The organism is Agrococcus citreus (assembly GCF_039527715.1).
Classification (GTDB): Bacteria; Actinomycetota; Actinomycetes; order Actinomycetales; family Microbacteriaceae; genus Agrococcus; species Agrococcus citreus.
The window spans coordinates 193,823-208,300 of the sequence record NZ_BAAAKK010000003.1 but is presented as its reverse complement, the minus strand read 5'-3'; the positions used below and the strand labels follow the sequence as shown (position 1 = coordinate 208,300).

The window sequence follows — 14,478 nt, the reverse complement described above, 5'->3', positions numbered from 1 at the left end:
GTCCGGCTGCCGATCTCGGGTCCGCGGCGCGGGGCGGGGGCGCTCGGCGGAGGGTCCGGCTCAGAGCACGAGGTGCTGGCGGCCGTCGATGAGCTCGCGCGCGGCGTCGAGGTGGCCGGCGTGCGTCGCGGCATCGAGGATGACGTGCAGCAGCACCGCTGCGAGGTCGGGGAAGCGGTCGGCAGGCCAGTCCGGCTCAGGGCGCAGCGGGCGGGCCTCGAGCGGCAGCCCCGCGAGGATCGCGTCGGAGCGCGCGATGGCGTCGCGGTACTCCTGCACCACGGCATCCGTCGGTTCGTCGGCGTCCACGCGCCAGTCCGCGGGCCTGCCGGCGTCGACCGCCGGGTCGTCCTCGGGCCAGTCGTCGAGCGGCTCGCCCGCCATCACCGTGTGCAGCCAGTAGCGCTCGCCCCCGAGCGTCAGGTGCCGCACGAGCCCGATCGGCGACCAGCCCGACGGCAGCGCGGGCTTGCGCAGCTGCGCATCGGTGAGCCCGTCGATCGCGGCGAGCACGTGCCGCCGCTGCGCGTCGAGCGCGCCGAGCAGGAGCGAGCGGATGCGGTCGTCGTCGGCCATGCGCCGATCCAAGCACGCCGTGCGCCACGCCCGCACGAACGGGACCCCTCCCACCGAGCCGGACCCGGTGCACCGGGTCCGCGAGGGCGGAAGGGGTCCCGTTGCGGGAGCGCGGGGCTCAGCCCGCGAACCAGCCGCCGTCGTTCGGGATGATCGCGCCGTTGACGTTGCTCGCCGCGTCGGAAGCGAGGAACGCGAGCAGGTTGGCCTGCTCGATGGGCTGGGCCGTGCGCAGGGCCGACTGGTGCACGGGCGTGATGGCGCCCAGGCCCTCCATGTCCATGTTCTGCTGGATGTCGGCGGTCATCACGTTGGTCTCGACGCCACCGGGAGCGACCGCGTTGGCGCGGATGCCCTGCTTGCCGTAGGTGTACGCCGTGTTGCGCGTGAGGCCGACGACGGCGTGCTTCGACGCCGTGTAGGCGGCGCCGGCCGCAGCGCCGCGGATGCCCGCCGCCGAGGCCACGTTCACGATCGACCCGCCGCCGGCCGGCAGCATCACGCGCAGCGCCGCGCGCGTGAGGAAGAAGGGGCCGTCGAGGTTGACGCGCATGATGCGGCGCCAGACGTCGTCCTCGGTGCTCGCCGCGCCCGCGAAGCGGTCCATGATGCCCGCGTTGTTGATGAGCACGTCGAGCTTGCCGTGGCGCTCGACGGCGGCCGCGACGATCGAGTCGGCGACGGCGACGTCGCCGATGTCGCCGATGACGGCGGATGCGGTGCCGCCTGCGGTCTCGATGCTCGCGACGGTCTCGTTCGCGGTCTCGGCGATGTCGCAGACGACGACGGTCGCGCCGAGGCTCGCGAAGAGCTCGGACGTGGCCTTGCCGATGCCGCTGCCGCCGCCGGTCACGATCGCGACCTTGCCGGTGAGGTCGATGACGCTCATGGGTCCTCCTTGGAGACGTTCGAAGTGCCAACAGTGTTGACGATGTCTCATCAGAGTTGCCCTGTCTCCTGTGCATCGCCTATGCGGCGCGCGGCCGTGGGGGACCCCTGATCGAAGGCTGAGGTCGACGCGTCGCCATCCGCATCCGCCCTCGGCTCACCGCCGCGGCTACGATGGGATCGGTCGCGACTGGCGCAGAGGTGGAGCACCACCGGGGAGCGGCCGAGCCAGTGGGAGACATCCCCGTGCCGCGCGCCTGGGCATCCGAACCCATGACGCGCGCCAGCGCACCAGCGAAGGAGCAACCGTGACCGACCGCCTGCCCTCCACCTTCAACAGCCCGCTGCTCGAGGTCGATCCCGAGATCGCCGCCGTGCTCCAGCAGGAGCTCGACCGACAGCGCGACTACCTCGAGATGATCGCGAGCGAGAACTTCGTGCCCGTTGCCGTGCTCGAGGCCGCGGGCTCCGTGCTCACGAACAAGTACGCCGAGGGCTACCCGGGCCGCCGCTACTACGGCGGCTGCGAGGCCGTGGACGTCGCCGAGTCGCTCGCGATCGAGCGCGCGAAGTCGCTCTTCGGCGCCGCGTTCGCCAACGTGCAGCCCCACTCGGGCGCGACCGCGAACGCGGCCGTGCTGCACGCGATCGCCCGCCCCGGCGACACGATCCTCGGCCTCTCGCTCGACCACGGCGGCCACCTCACGCACGGCATGAAGATCAACTTCTCCGGCCGCCTCTACGACATCGTCGCCTACGGCGTCGACCCCGAGTCGAGCCGCGTCGACATGGAGGAGGTGCGCCGCCTCGCCGTCGAGCACAAGCCGAAGGTGATCATCGCCGGCTGGTCGGCCTACCCGCGCCAGCTCGACTTCGCTGCGTTCCGTGCGATCGCCGACGAGGTCGGCGCGCTGCTCTGGGTCGACATGGCGCACTTCGCCGGCCTCGTCGCCGCCGGGCTGCACGCGAACCCGGTCGAGCACGCGCACGTCGTCTCGTCGACCGTCCACAAGACCATCGGCGGCCCCCGGTCGGGCTTCATCCTCACGAACGACGCCGACATCGCGAAGAAGATCAACTCGGCCGTCTTCCCGGGCCAGCAGGGCGGCCCGCTCATGCACGTCATCGCCGCGAAGGCGACGGCGTTCAAGCTCGCCGGCTCGGAGGAGTTCAAGGAGCGCCAGGAGCGCACGCTCCGAGGCGCGCGCATCCTCGCCGATCGGCTCATGCAGCAGGACGTGGCGGATGCCGGCATCACCGTGCGCTCGAACGGCACCGACGTGCACCTCGTGCTCGTCGACCTGCGCGACGCCGCGATCGACGGCAAGCAGGCCGAGGACCTCCTGCACGAGATCCGCATCACCGTCAACCGCAACGCGGTGCCGAACGACCCGCGCCCGCCGATGGTGACGAGCGGCCTCCGCATCGGCACGCCGGCGCTCGCGACGCGCGGCTTCGGCGACGAGGAGTTCACCGAGGTCGCCGACGTCATCGCGCTCGCGCTGCTCCCGGGCGCCGACCTGCCGGCGCTCCGCGCCCGCGTCGCGAAGCTCGCCGAGGCGCTCCCGCTCTACCCGGGCGTCGGCCCGAGCGGCCAGCCCGAGGCGGTGCACGAGCTGAGCTCGAGCGTGGATCGATGACCGCACGCACGCTCGACGGCAACGCCACCGCATCCGCCATCAAGGCGGAGCTGCGCGACCGCGTCTCGGCGCTCGCCGCGAAGGGCGTCACGCCCGGCCTCGGCACGCTGCTCGTCGGCGACGACCCCGCGAGCCTGTCGTACGTCAAGGGCAAGCACCGCGACTGCGCGGAGGTCGGGATCACGTCGATCCGCGTCGACCTGCCCACGGGCGCGTCGAGCGCCGACGTGCGCGCGGCCATCCGCGACCTCAACGACGCCCGTGAGGTGACCGGCTACATCGTGCAGCTGCCGCTGCCGCCCGGGCACGACGAGCACGCGATGCTCGAGCTCATGGACCCGGCGAAGGATGCCGACGGCCTGCACCCGGTGAACCTCGGCCGGCTCGTGCTCGGCGTCGACGGGCCGATCGACTCGCCGCTGCCGTGCACGCCCGCCGGCATCGTGCGGATGCTGCGGCACCATGACATCGAGATCGCCGGCGCGACCGTGGCGGTCGTCGGCCGCGGCTTGACCGTCGGCCGGCCGCTCGGCCTGCTGCTGACGCGGAAGGGCATCGACGCGACCGTGACGCTCTGCCACTCGCGCACGCCCGACCTCGCCGCGCAGGTGCGCGAGGCCGACATCGTCGTGGCGGCGGTGGGCGTGCCGGGGCTCATCAAGGCCGACTGGGTGAAGCCGGGCGCCGCGGTGCTCGACGTGGGCATCACGCGCGGGCTCTCGGCCGAGACCGGCAAGGTCAAGCTGCTGGGCGACGTCGACCCCGCCGTGCGCGATGTCGCAGCGTGGGTTTCGCCCGTGCCCGGCGGCGTCGGCCCGATGACGCGCGTCATGCTGCTCGACAACGTGGTGCAGATGGCCGAGAAGGCGGTCCGCTCCCGCTGACGCGCCGTGATCTCGAGACGCGGCCGGCTTCGCCGGCAGCTCCTCGATCAGCGTGGTGCTAGCGGGCGCGGTAGGCGTCGCGCAGGGCGGGGTAGTAGTCGTCCCACTCGGGCATCGGGTGCCCGCCGAGCGCCGCGACGAGTCGGTCGAGGTACCACTCCCACCCCGGCGCGACGTCGGGCAGCGCGGAGAGCGCCACGTCGTGGTGCGTGAAGCGGATCGTCGTGCCCGAGCCCGGCTCGTGGCCGCCGTCGATGAGCTCGACCTCGAGGCTCCAGGTGCCGGCCTCGTCGGAGGTGAGCACTGCCAGGCGCTCGGGCGCCTGGCAGTCGAGGATCTCGACCGCGCTCGTCGCCTCGCCCTCCTCGGCGGTCAGGCTCACGACCACCTCGCCCGAGTCGGGGTCGCCCGCGTAGGTGCCGAACCACAGCCCGAGCTCGCGCGACTCGCTCAGGAACGGCCACACCGCGATCGCATCGGCCGTCACCTTGCGCTCGAGCGTGAGCTCGACCGACTCGCCGTGCCGCGTGACGGTGCCCGTGCGTGCGATGCCCATGTCGCTCCCTCCGATGCGGCCGAGCCTACGCATCCGGTCGCGGCGATCGCCACCGCGAGATGCCCCGTGGCGACCGCCGCAGCGTCAGCCCGCGCCGAGCGCGTCGACGTAGACCTGGATGCGCGTGCTGTAGACCTCGGCGTTGCGCGCGATGCCGACGCGCTCGTCCTCCGTCGTCTCGCGCCGCACCTTGCCGGGCACGCCTGCGACGAGCGAGTTCGCGGGGATGACGGTGCCCTCGGTGACGAGCGCGCCGGCGGCGACGATCGAGCCCGTGCCGATGACGGCGCCGTTCATGACGGTGGCGTGCATGCCGATGAGCACGTCGTCCTCGACGGTGCAGCCGTGCACGACCGCGTTGTGCCCGATCGAGACGCGCGCGCCGATCGTGAGCGGCGAGCCCGCGTCGACGTGGAGCGAGCAGGAGTCCTGCACGTTGCTGTCGTCGCCGATCGTGATCGGCTCCTCCTCGGCGCGCACGCTCGCGCCGGGCCAGATGCCGACGCGTTCGCCGAGCGAGACGTCGCCCGCGACGACGACCCCCGGCATCACGAGCGCCGAGTCGGGCACCTGCGGTGCGAGGCCGGGCAGCGGGATGATCGTGGCGCGCTCGTGGACCGTCATGGCGCCAGCGTAGCCGGGCGTATCCTCGCCGCATGAGGATCGAATCGCTCGAGCCGCACCAGGTGTTCGTCTTCGGGTCGAACGCCTCCGGCCAGCACGGCGCGGGTGCCGCGCGCACCGCGCACGAGCGCTTCGGCGCGGTCTGGGGCGAGGGGCACGGGCTGCACGGCCAGTCGTACGCGATCGACACCATGAGCGGGCTCACGGTCATCGCCCACGAGGTCACGACGTTCCTCGCCTTCGCGGCGGAGCATCCCGAGCTCGAGCTGCTCGTGACCGAGATCGGCTGCGGCATCGCTGGCTACTCGCCCGAGCAGATCGCGCCGCTGTTCCGCGACGCGCCCGAGAACGTCGTGCTGCCGGCGCGCTTCCTGGCGGTGCTCGAGCGCTCCTGACCACCGCTTCGCAGCAGTGCTGATGCGGTTCTCGGAGAAGTGGGGTACTAAGTGGGGTGCGGCTCCACCGGGTCGCCTGACCCGCAGGAGGCACCGTGTCGACGACGACCGCAGCTCCCGGCGCCAACGGCGCCGCCGACCCGCCCACTGAGCCAGCGAGGCGCGGGCGGCGCGCGAGGGCCCCGAAGGCGCGGATGACGAAGATGCAGCGCCGCGAGGCGCTCACGGGCATCCTCTTCATCTCGCCGTGGATCGTCGGCTTCCTCGTCTTCACCCTGGGCGCGATGGTCTACAGCCTCGTCATCTCGTTCAGCCGCTACCAGCTGGCGACCGACACCGCCCGGCCGATCGGGTTCGCGAACTACCAGCAGCTCATCGAGGACCCGAAGATCGTCACGGCGCTCGGCAACACGCTGTACTACGCGGTGCTCGCGGTGCCGCTCGAGGTGATGCTCGCGCTCGGGCTCGCCATGCTCCTCAACAGCGCGAAGCGCGGTGCGGGCTTCTTCCGCACCGTCTTCTACCTGCCGAAGATGACGCCGGTGGTCGCCACCGCATCCGTCTTCCTGCTGCTGCTCAACGGCAGTCAGGGTGCGATCAACCGCGGGCTCGCGGCGATCGGCATCGAGGGACCGCAGTGGCTGCTCGACCCAGCGTGGGTCAAGCCGTCGATCGTGCTCATGACGCTGTGGGGCGTCGCGGGCACGATGGTGATCTTCCTCGCCGCGCTGCAGAACGTGCCGCGCGACCTCTACGAGGCGGCGTCGCTCGACGGCGCCGGCGCGGGGAGGCGCTTCTGGAACGTGACGCTGCCGATGATCTCGCCCGCCGTGTTCTTCAACGTGCTCGTGCTGACGATCGCGGCGTTCCAGATCTTCGACCAGGCGTTCCTGCTGTTCCACCGGCAGACGGGGGCGGGGACCTCGGATGCGTCGCTGTTCTACGCGATCTACCTGTTCGACCAGGCGTTCCGGCAGTTCAACTTCGGCTTCGCGGCCGCGATGGCGTGGCTGCTGTTCCTCATCATCCTGGTGATCTCGCTCATCCAGATGCGCGTGGGCAACCGGTTCGTCTACTACGAGAGCGAGGACGCCAAGTGAGCACGCCCATCCAGGCCGGTCCTGTGCAGGAGGCCTACGCGCTCGGCGCCGAGCGCGAGCAGGAGACCGCCGACACCGAGGGGTCGTCGAGCGACGGCAGCGGCGGCGGCCGTCGCGGTCGACCGCAGCGTCGCCGTCCGCGCGGAGCGCCGCTCTCGCCGATGCAGCGCGTCGGGGAGGTCGCGCGCTGGGTGCTGCTGCTCGTCTGCAGCGCGCTGTTCCTCTACCCGTTCGCGTGGCTGCTCGCCGCGAGCCTCAAGCCGCGCGGCGAGGTCTTCGACAACCGCCTCATCCCGCAGACCTGGGTGCCCGAGAACTACGTGCAGGTCTTCAACGAGCTGCCGCTGCTCAACTGGCTCGGCAACAGCATCCTGATCGCGGTCCTCGCGGCGGGACTCGTTACCCTCTCGAGCTCGCTCGTGGCCTTCGGCTTCGCCTACTTCCGCTTCCCCGGTCGCAAGGTGCTGTTCGGCGTCGTGCTCGCGACGATGATGCTGCCCGGCGCGGTCACGCTCGTGCCGCAGTTCCTCATCTGGAACCAGCTCGGATTCGTCGGCACGCACGTGCCGCTGTGGGGCGCGAACCTGTTCGGCTCGGCGTTCTACATCTTCCTGCAGCGGCAGTTCTTCCTCGGCCTGCCGAAGGAGCTGTTCGAGGCCGCTCGGATCGACGGGCTGAACGCGTGGGGGCAGTTCTGGCGGATCGCGTTCCCGCTCTCGATCCCGTCGTTCGTGATCGTGTTCCTGTTCGAGTTCCAGGCGAGCTGGAACAACCTGCAGGGTGCCCTCATCTACCTCAACGTCGGCTCGGCGGAGGGCTACACGGTGCCGCTCGGCATCGCGAGCGCCATGACGAAGTACGACCCGTCCACCGGCGGGCACGGCGACTACCAGTTCGTCATGGTGGCGGCGCTCATCGTCACGCTGCCGATGCTCATCCTGTTCGCCTTCGGGCAGCGGTCGTTCATCGAGGGCCTCGCGACCTCGGGTCGCAAGGGGTAGTCGAAGGCACCGGCGCACACGCGACGAGGGCGGGAGCGGCATCGCCGCTCCCGCCCTCGTCGGTGCATCGGTCGGCTACTCGACCGCGACCTGGTCGTAGGCGCGCTGCGCGGCCTCCTGCGCGGCGGCCAGTGCCTCCTCCGCCGAGCTGTCGCCGAGCAGGATCGCCTGCATGGCGTTCTGCAGCTCCGTCTGGATCTGCTGGCCGGCGGGGGAGCCGCCGATCGAGGTGCCCTCCGCGGCGACGTCGTAGTACGCGTCGATCGCCTCCTGGAACCCGGGGTATCCCTCGGCCGAGGCGAAGTTCTCGCGGATCGCCGTGTCGCTCTCGGGTGAGCCGGTGAAGAGACCGGCGTTGATGCCGAGCCGCTCGGGCTCCTCCTCGGTGGTCGCCGCTCGCGCCTCGGCAGCGGCCTGCCAGGCCTCGGGCGACGTGAGCTCGAGCGCCCACGCGCACGACGCCGAGGGGTTGGCGGCGCCGGCGGGGATGACGAAGGACGAGCCGCCCGCGGCGGTGAACGGGTCACCCTCTTGGTCGCGGATCGCGACCGCGCCGATCTCGACGTCCTCCGCGTACGGCGTGAGCACGTTGACGTACCACTGGTCGAAGACCGCGGCGCCGACCTGGTCGGTGACGTAAGGGTTCCCGTCGCCGAAGATGTCGAACGAGTCGACGAGGCTCGAGACCTCGGCGAAGCCGCCCTGCGCGTCGTAGAGCTGCTGCAGGAACTCGGCGGCCTGGACGTTCTCGGCGCGGTCGAGCGTGGGAGCACCCGACTCGTCGACGATGCCGCCGCCGAACGACAGCATCCACGCCGCAGCCTTCGAGACGCCCTGCGGGTCGAAGCCGACGCGCGAGAGCGAGCCGCCCTCGGTGGCCGTCATCGCCTCGGCGGCGTCGATCATCGCGACCGGGTCGCTCGGGTCGAGGTCCTCAGGGGCCACGCCGGCCTCCTCCATGACGCGGGCGTTCGTGAGGATGAGCGGCGGCTGGTAGAACTGCGGCACCGCCCACACCTGGTCATCCCACGTCACGTCCTGCACCACCTGCGGGTACCAGCGCTGCTGCGGGTCGACCTCGTTGGCCGAGAAGCACGCGTCGAGCGGCATGAGCAGCCCTTGCGCGGCGTAGGTGGCGACGAACTGCCGGTCGATCTGCACGACGTCGGGCACCGAGCCGGACGCCGCGAGGGTGGTGAACTTCTGCGCGTCGAAGGCGGTCTGGTCGAGCGTGATCTCGACGCCCTCGAGCTGTGCGGCGGCGTGGTCGAGTCGAGCCTGGCCCACGTCGTCGGTGTTCTCGAAGCCCCAGCCGCTCATCGCACCGCTCGGGTCGGCGCCGAAGTCGGCCTCTTCGCCGGCCGTCCCGCCGCCGCATCCGGTCAGCAGCAGCGCTGCTGCGATGGCGCCGGCGGCGCCTGCACGTGCTCGCATGTCGGTCTCCTCGTGTCGGATGGCCGGACGCGGCCCGCGTCGGCTCTTGGCCGGAGCGTACCGCCAACGTGTACCCCGGTCGAGAAGCGCTTCTCCAGGTTCGAGGGGCCCGTTCGGCCGACCGCTCGGCTTGCCTCTACGGTTGGGGGAGGATGCTCGCGTCCCGCCCCCGTAGCCCAACCGGCAGAGGCAGCGGACTTAAACTCCGCCCAGTCTGGGTTCGAATCCCAGCGGGGGCACGAGCGCTGCAGGCCGGGTGGTCGGCTCAGGCGCCGCTGCGCCGATACCCGCCGCTCGCGGTGCGCTCGACGAGCCCCTCGTCGACGAAGGCGTCGAGCCAGCCGCGCATGGGCCACGACCCCCACCGATCGTGGAAGAGCGCGCCGTTGCGGAGGATCGCGTCGAGGTGGCGTCGGGGTGGGTCCTCGATCGGATGGTGCTGGTGGAAGGCGCGCGCGCTGCCCACCCACGCCATGGGGACGTCGAGGGACCGCGCGGTCCACGCGAAGTCGGTGTCCTCGCCGCCGTAGCCGACGTAGGCCTCGTGGAAGCCGCCGATCCGCCGCCAGAGGTCGGCGGTGAGCGCGAACGAGAGCGACCAGAAGAGATCGTGCGAGCCGCCGATGACGACGTCGCCGGGCGGGGGAGCGGGTCGGGCGGGATGCGGTCGGTCGAGCGAGGCGAGCCCGTCGAGGTCGTAGCCGCCGGCGGGCGCCGGATCGAGGTAGGTGACGGGTCCCGACAGCAGGTGCTCGCGCGTCGCCGCGGCGCTCGCGGCATCCGCGTACGCATCGACGAGCCCGGGCGCGGGCAGGCAGTCGACGTCGAGGAGCACGAGCACGTCGGCGCCGCGCGCGAGCGCCTCCCGCGCGCCGAGGTTGCGCGCGCGGGCGAGCGGCAGGGAGCCGGCGTCGAGGTCGGTCTCGACGACGCGCGTGCCGCCCGCGGCGCGCGCCTCGCGCGCGAGCACCGGGTCGTCCATCACGACGAGGATGCGCTCGTCCGGCCTGCGGCGGGAGCGCTCGAGCGCCGCGCGCTGCAGCGCCCAGTGCTCGTGCCGGCCGTGCGCGATCGTGACGACCGCGACCCTCGTCACGCGGGCACCCGCTCGGCCGCGGCTGCGATCACGGCAGCCGCGCGCTCGGCGCCGCGGCCGTCGTTCCACGCCTGCCAGCGGCCGGCGTCGAGCCGCGAGGCGGCGCGCAGCAGCTCAGGCCATCGGGTCGCCGGCAGCTCGGGCAGCACGAGCGCGGGCCAGTCCGCCCCCGCGAGCACGGCCGCGGTCACGTGCTGCTCGTCATGGGGCCGGGGCTGCGGGATCACGACCGCGGGCCGCCGCGCCGCCGCGACCTCGGCGATCGCGCTCTCGCCCGCGTGCGTGATGACGACCGACGCGGTGCGCAGCACCTCCCACGGATCGTCCGACCAGCTCCCGTTCGCGCCCAGGTGCATCCAGTCCCACTCCGGTGCCTCGGCGCGCGCCCGGCTGATCGCCTCGGCCGTGAAGCCGTCGCCGCCGGCGCCGCCGAAGACGACCGCGCGGCGACCGGGGCCGGGGGCGGCAGCGCTCGATGGCGCGAAGCGCGAGATCGCGCCGACGGCGTGCAGGCGCTCGCCGAGCGGCGGCAGGCCAGCGAGCATGCCCGTCGCCTCCGGCGGCCACGCCCCGATGATGCCGGTCGAGACGCCGAAGCCCAGCTCGTGCGCCGGGTCGGTGCGCCGGCCCGGCATCGCGACCGTGACGACGGGCACCCCGTGCAGTCGCGCGAGCACCGCGACCTCGACCGAGACGTCGACGACGAGCGCCCGCGGCCGCTCGTCGGCGATCCAGCGCGCGATGCGCGCCATGCGCGCACGCAGGCCCGGGTGCCCCAGCGGCGCCCAGTGGAGCATCGTGCCCGCGTCGGGATCGAGGGGCGCTGCCGTCTCGTCCGAGTCGAGCGGCACCCAGGCGCCGGTCCACTCGGCCGGCCTCGGCAGGCTCGAGAGCCCCGTGACCGGGCCGTCGAGCGCCGACGCGATCGCGATCGCTCGAGACAGGTGACCGCGGCCGTGGTGGTGGATGTAGTAGCCGATCACGCCGCTCGCCGCTCCTCGGCGAGCGACGCGTAGCTGCGCTCGTACGCGTCGACCATCGCGTCGATCGAGCAGTGGGCGACCGCGTGCGCCCGCGTCGCCTCGCGCGAGAGCTCGCGCGCCTCGAGCATCGCGCGAGCGAGCTCTGCGGTGTCGTCGGTCGCGCAGAGGCGGCCGCTCTCGGGCGAGATCACCTCGGTGAGCCCGCCGCGGGCGAGGGCGGCGACGGGCGTGCCGCTCGCCATCGACTCGGCCGCGACGAGCCCGTACGGCTCATCCCACACGGGGGTGACGACCGTCACGGATGCTCGCCCCACGTGCCGCGCGAGCGCCGCGGAGTCGAGGTGGCCGAGGTGCCGGATGCGGTCGTCGAGGTGCGGCGCGATCTCCGCCGCGAAGTAGTCCTCGTCGAGCACCGGCCCCGCGAGGTCGAGCGGCATGTCGGCGAGCTTCGCGGCCCGGATCGCGAGGTGCGGGGCCTTCTCGGGCACGAGCCGCCCGAACCAGATCGCTGGTCCGCCGCCGGGGCCGGGCGTCCATCGGCTCGTGTCGACCCCGTTCGGGATCACCGTCGCGTGCACCGCGCGCTGCCACTGCCGAGCGGTGAAGGCGCTGACCGAGACGAACCGCGAGCGCGCCTCCGCGTAGTGCGCTGCCGACTCGAGCCACGGCGTCGGGGGTGTGTGGAGGGTCGTGAGCATCGGCACGGGGATCGCGGTCGACATGGCCACCGGCAGGTGATGCAGGGAGTTGTTGTGGATGACGTCGAACCGGTCCGCGCCGGTGGCGACGAGGTCGAGGCAGAGGCCGAGGTAGGCGTGGTGCTCGCTCATCCACTGGTCCGGCGGGGCGGCGATGTCCCGGCGCGCGCCGGGCGAGGCCTCGAAGGGCGCGGTCTCGAGCGTGTGTGCACCGAGCAGCGGGTCGGAGCCCTCGGCTGCGAACAGCGTGACCGAGTGCCCGCGGGCGACGAGCGCGCGCGTGAGGGCGTGCGTGTGCGCCTCGAGGCCGCCGACGAAGGGCTCGGCGACCGGGAACCGGCTCGAGGCGATGAGGCAGATCCGCAGCCCGCTCACGTCACGAGCGATTCGTAGAGGCGCGCGTGCGCGCTCGCGATCTCGTCGCGCTGCGACACCCGGTGCTGCACGCGCAGCGGGGCGGGCGCAGGCGAACCGTATGCGCGGTGGAGCGCGGCGCGGAGGGACGCCGGGTCGAAGTCGTCGTCGTGGTTGCGGTACTCGAGCACCGGGCCCTGCTCGCGGTAGTAGCCGCAATCGGGCGCGATGACCGCGGTGCCGAGGTCGCGGCACGCCTCGAGCCACCCCGAGTGCGTGCCGAACCGGTACGGGAGCACCGACACGTCGAGCGACCCGAGGTAGGCCCAGAGCGCGTCGTCGTCGAGGAAGTCGTGCACGTGGAGCTCGAGCAGCCCGTCGGCCGCCGCCCGCTCGAGGAACTCGGCGAGCGGACGCTCGAACCGCTCCCCGGCGCGCAGCACGTCGGTGTGGCCGTTCACCTGGAGCACCGCGTTCGGCAGCTCGCGCACGGCCTCCGCGAGCACGCGCAGCACGGGCAGCGGATTCATGCTCGAGCGCAGGCTCTTGACGTGCACGCCGACGCGGAACGGTTCGCCGGCGGCGCGCTGCATGCGGTCCGCGGTCTGGCGCATGGTCTCGAGGTCGACGACGTGCGGGTGGGGCAGCACGAGCGCCTCGACGCCCCAGCGTCGACGGATCTCGGCCGCAGCGCCCGGCGTCAGCGTGATGAGCGCATCTGCTGCGGGGACGAGCACGTCGAGCTGCTCGTCGTGCGCGTTCCGGGTCGCGTGGTGGGGGTTGCGCAGATCGTGCACCGTGTAGACGAGCGGCCTGCCGGTCTCGCGCAGGGCGTCGACGAGCTCGGCGAGCTGCGCGGGCGTGCGGGCGTCGAACCCGAACTGGAGGTGCATGAGGTCGAACTCGGGATGCGTGCGCACCCACTCGGGCTCGAGCATCGTGGGCGGCCACCACTTCGCGCCCGCGGGTCGTGCCGGATCATCGGGGTCGGGATCCGGCAGGCGCTCGACGAACGGCAGCTGCAGCCGGTCGGTGACGGGCGCGAGGTGCTGCACGTACACGTGCGCGGCCGGGACCGAGGCGACGCGGATCGTGCGGCGGTCGCTCGGTCGCGCGTCGATGGCAGCGCCGCTCGGGCGCGTCGTCGTCATGCTCGTGCTCCTCCATCCCCGTCGGCGCGTGCAGCACGGATGTACCCCACTCCCCGTCCGCAGTATGCACCGAAAGGCTGGATGCGCAACCGCGAGCGCGGAGCCGCCCCGATCTCCTAGGCTCGCGGCATGCGGCCGCCCACAGGACAGCAGTTCACCCTCTCGCGCACCGTCGACGGCAAGGAGCTGCGCGCGACGATCACCGAGGTCGCCGCAGGGCTGCGCGAGCTCAGCTTCGACGGCGTCGACCTCGTCGAGCCGTTCCCCGAGCACGCCAGGCCGGCGAAGGGCCAGGGCATCGTGCTCGCGCCGTGGGGCGGTCGCGTCGCGGGCGGCGACTGGGAGCTCGACGGCGCCACCCAGCGGCTGCCGATCACCGAGCGGGATCTCGGCAACGCGAGCCACGGCCTGCTGCGCTTCTTCCCCTACCGGGTGCTCGAGCACTCCGAGTCGCGCGTTGTGCTGCAGGCGACCATCCACCCGCAGACGGGCTGGCCGTTCCTCGTCGACACGACCGTCGCCTACGAGCTCACCGACGACGGGCTGCAGGTCTCGCACGAGGCGACGAACGTCGGCACCGAGCGCGCCCCGTGGGCGTGCGGAGCGCATCCGTACCTCGCCGTCGGCGACACACCCGCCGATCGCCTCACCCTCACGGTGCCGGCCGGTCGGGTCTTCAACGCCGTCGACCTCATCCCGACCGAGGAGACGCTCGTCGACGCGATGGATGCGTCGGCCCCCGACCTGCGAGCGGGCCGCCGGCTGGCCGAGCTCGACATCGACCACAACTACGGCGGGCTCGAGTTCGTCGGCGGCGTGGCGACGTCGTCGCTCGTCGACGACAGCGGCCGGGGCGCGGAGCTCTGGCAGGACTCGTCGTACCCCTACGTCGTCGTCTTCACGCCGAGCGACTTCCCGGCGGCGGGCGGCCCGAAGCACGCCGTCGCGATCGAGCCGATGAGCGCGCCGGCGAACGCGCTGCGGTCGGGCCAGTCGCTCGTCTGGCTCGAGCCCGGCGAGTCGTGGGCCGGCCACTGGGGCATCGAGCCGGTCGGCTTCTAGCCGCGCCGCGCCCGCCGGTTTGGCGCGGGCGACGGG

Annotated in this window: 15 protein-coding genes, 1 tRNA gene and 1 riboswitch; of the genes, 7 read left to right on the top strand and 9 right to left on the bottom strand. The window is 72.7% G+C overall.

The features are described from left to right. Positions 1-60 precede the first annotated feature (60 nt). A complete protein-coding gene (locus ABD106_RS06345) occupies positions 61-576 on the bottom strand; it encodes a DinB family protein (protein WP_343918513.1) in 516 nt (171 codons plus the stop codon). 118 nt (positions 577-694) lie between these two features. Further along, positions 695-1,465 (bottom strand): SDR family NAD(P)-dependent oxidoreductase, encoded by a 771-nt coding sequence (locus tag ABD106_RS06340; RefSeq protein WP_343918511.1) that lies wholly within the window; start codon positions 1,463-1,465, stop codon positions 695-697. A gap of 175 nt (positions 1,466-1,640) precedes the next feature. Continuing rightward, positions 1,641-1,734: riboswitch (ZMP/ZTP riboswitch) on the top strand. Positions 1,735-1,772: 38 nt separating this feature from the next. Between ABD106_RS06340 and glyA the strand changes: the two genes are divergently transcribed. Both glyA and ABD106_RS06330 read left to right on the top strand, forming a co-directional pair. Next, positions 1,773-3,104: a serine hydroxymethyltransferase gene (glyA, locus tag ABD106_RS06335; protein ID WP_343918509.1), complete on the top strand. Its 1,332-nt coding sequence runs from the start codon at positions 1,773-1,775 to the stop codon at positions 3,102-3,104. After that, a complete protein-coding gene (locus tag ABD106_RS06330) occupies positions 3,101-3,988 on the top strand; it encodes a bifunctional methylenetetrahydrofolate dehydrogenase/methenyltetrahydrofolate cyclohydrolase (RefSeq protein WP_343918507.1) in 888 nt (295 codons plus the stop codon). The genes glyA and ABD106_RS06330 overlap by 4 nt, the downstream gene beginning before the upstream one ends. Positions 3,989-4,046: 58 nt before the next feature. Here ABD106_RS06330 and ABD106_RS06325 read toward each other — a convergent pair whose 3' ends face one another. Next, positions 4,047-4,544: an SRPBCC domain-containing protein gene (locus ABD106_RS06325; protein ID WP_343918505.1), complete on the bottom strand. Its 498-nt coding sequence runs from the start codon at positions 4,542-4,544 to the stop codon at positions 4,047-4,049. A gap of 84 nt (positions 4,545-4,628) precedes the next feature. Next, entirely contained in the window at positions 4,629-5,168 is a 540-nt protein-coding gene (locus tag ABD106_RS06320) for a gamma carbonic anhydrase family protein (protein WP_343918503.1), read from the bottom strand. Between the two features lie 32 nt (positions 5,169-5,200). Here ABD106_RS06320 and ABD106_RS06315 point away from each other — a divergent pair, with 32 nt between their 5' ends. The 3 genes from ABD106_RS06315 (at position 5,201) to ABD106_RS06305 (ending at position 7,664) form a co-directional block, all read left to right on the top strand. After that, on the top strand, positions 5,201-5,563 hold the full coding sequence (locus ABD106_RS06315) for an A1S_2505 family phage non-structural protein (protein WP_343918501.1): 363 nt from the start codon (positions 5,201-5,203) through the stop codon (positions 5,561-5,563). Between the two features lie 194 nt (positions 5,564-5,757). Next, a complete protein-coding gene (locus tag ABD106_RS06310) occupies positions 5,758-6,663 on the top strand; it encodes a carbohydrate ABC transporter permease (RefSeq protein ID WP_343918499.1) in 906 nt (301 codons plus the stop codon). After that, entirely contained in the window at positions 6,660-7,664 is a 1,005-nt protein-coding gene (locus ABD106_RS06305; protein ID WP_343918497.1) for a carbohydrate ABC transporter permease, read from the top strand. The genes ABD106_RS06310 and ABD106_RS06305 overlap by 4 nt, the downstream gene beginning before the upstream one ends. A 75-nt stretch (positions 7,665-7,739) precedes the next feature. On the opposite strand, the gene ABD106_RS06300 is transcribed toward ABD106_RS06305, so the two are convergent. Next, positions 7,740-9,098: an ABC transporter substrate-binding protein gene (locus tag ABD106_RS06300; RefSeq protein WP_343918495.1), complete on the bottom strand. Its 1,359-nt coding sequence runs from the start codon at positions 9,096-9,098 to the stop codon at positions 7,740-7,742. Positions 9,099-9,263: 165 nt separating this feature from the next. Here ABD106_RS06300 and ABD106_RS06295 point away from each other — a divergent pair. Beyond that, positions 9,264-9,337: transfer RNA gene (locus ABD106_RS06295), tRNA-Leu, on the top strand. Positions 9,338-9,363: 26 nt separating this feature from the next. On the opposite strand, the gene ABD106_RS06290 is transcribed toward ABD106_RS06295, so the two are convergent. Genes ABD106_RS06290 through ABD106_RS06275 form a run of 4 tightly spaced genes read right to left on the bottom strand, consistent with a single transcriptional unit; the run spans position 9,364 to position 13,380 of the window. After that, positions 9,364-10,194 carry a glycosyltransferase family 2 protein gene (locus ABD106_RS06290; protein ID WP_343918493.1) on the bottom strand — a complete coding sequence of 277 codons (831 nt, stop codon included), beginning with the start codon at positions 10,192-10,194 and terminating at the stop codon, positions 9,364-9,366. Next, positions 10,191-11,177, bottom strand: a complete 987-nt coding sequence (locus tag ABD106_RS06285) for a glycosyltransferase (protein WP_343918491.1) — start codon at positions 11,175-11,177, stop codon at positions 10,191-10,193. The genes ABD106_RS06290 and ABD106_RS06285 overlap by 4 nt, the downstream gene beginning before the upstream one ends. Next, positions 11,174-12,250, bottom strand: a complete 1,077-nt coding sequence (locus ABD106_RS06280) for a glycosyltransferase family 4 protein (protein WP_343918489.1) — start codon at positions 12,248-12,250, stop codon at positions 11,174-11,176. Before ABD106_RS06280 ends, ABD106_RS06285 begins: the two co-directional genes overlap by 4 nt. Beyond that, the gene (locus ABD106_RS06275) at positions 12,247-13,380 is read right to left on the bottom strand and encodes a glycosyltransferase family protein (protein WP_343918487.1); all 1,134 of its coding nucleotides are present in this window, start codon (positions 13,378-13,380) and stop codon (positions 12,247-12,249) included. Before ABD106_RS06275 ends, ABD106_RS06280 begins: the two co-directional genes overlap by 4 nt. A 129-nt stretch (positions 13,381-13,509) precedes the next feature. Here ABD106_RS06275 and ABD106_RS06270 point away from each other — a divergent pair, with 129 nt between their 5' ends. After that, a complete protein-coding gene (locus ABD106_RS06270; RefSeq protein ID WP_343918485.1) occupies positions 13,510-14,442 on the top strand; it encodes an aldose 1-epimerase family protein in 933 nt (310 codons plus the stop codon). Positions 14,443-14,478 lie beyond the last annotated feature (36 nt).

Excerpts from the sequence above, each read along its gene's own strand:
- ABD106_RS06345 (WP_343918513.1), bottom strand. The coding sequence starts at position 576 with ATGGCCGACGACGACCGCATCCGCTCGCTCCTGCTCGGCGCGCTCGAC.
- ABD106_RS06340 (WP_343918511.1), bottom strand. The coding sequence starts at position 1,465 with ATGAGCGTCATCGACCTCACCGGCAAGGTCGCGATCGTGACCGGCGGC.
- ABD106_RS06330 (WP_343918507.1), top strand. The coding sequence starts at position 3,101 with ATGACCGCACGCACGCTCGACGGCAACGCCACCGCATCCGCCATCAAG.
- ABD106_RS06325 (WP_343918505.1), bottom strand. The coding sequence starts at position 4,544 with ATGGGCATCGCACGCACGGGCACCGTCACGCGGCACGGCGAGTCGGTC.
- ABD106_RS06320 (WP_343918503.1), bottom strand. The coding sequence starts at position 5,168 with ATGACGGTCCACGAGCGCGCCACGATCATCCCGCTGCCCGGCCTCGCA.
- ABD106_RS06315 (WP_343918501.1), top strand. The coding sequence starts at position 5,201 with ATGAGGATCGAATCGCTCGAGCCGCACCAGGTGTTCGTCTTCGGGTCG.
- ABD106_RS06310 (WP_343918499.1), top strand. The coding sequence starts at position 5,758 with ATGACGAAGATGCAGCGCCGCGAGGCGCTCACGGGCATCCTCTTCATC.
- ABD106_RS06300 (WP_343918495.1), bottom strand. The coding sequence starts at position 9,098 with ATGCGAGCACGTGCAGGCGCCGCCGGCGCCATCGCAGCAGCGCTGCTG.
- ABD106_RS06275 (WP_343918487.1), bottom strand. The coding sequence starts at position 13,380 with ATGACGACGACGCGCCCGAGCGGCGCTGCCATCGACGCGCGACCGAGC.
- ABD106_RS06270 (WP_343918485.1), top strand. The coding sequence starts at position 13,510 with ATGCGGCCGCCCACAGGACAGCAGTTCACCCTCTCGCGCACCGTCGAC.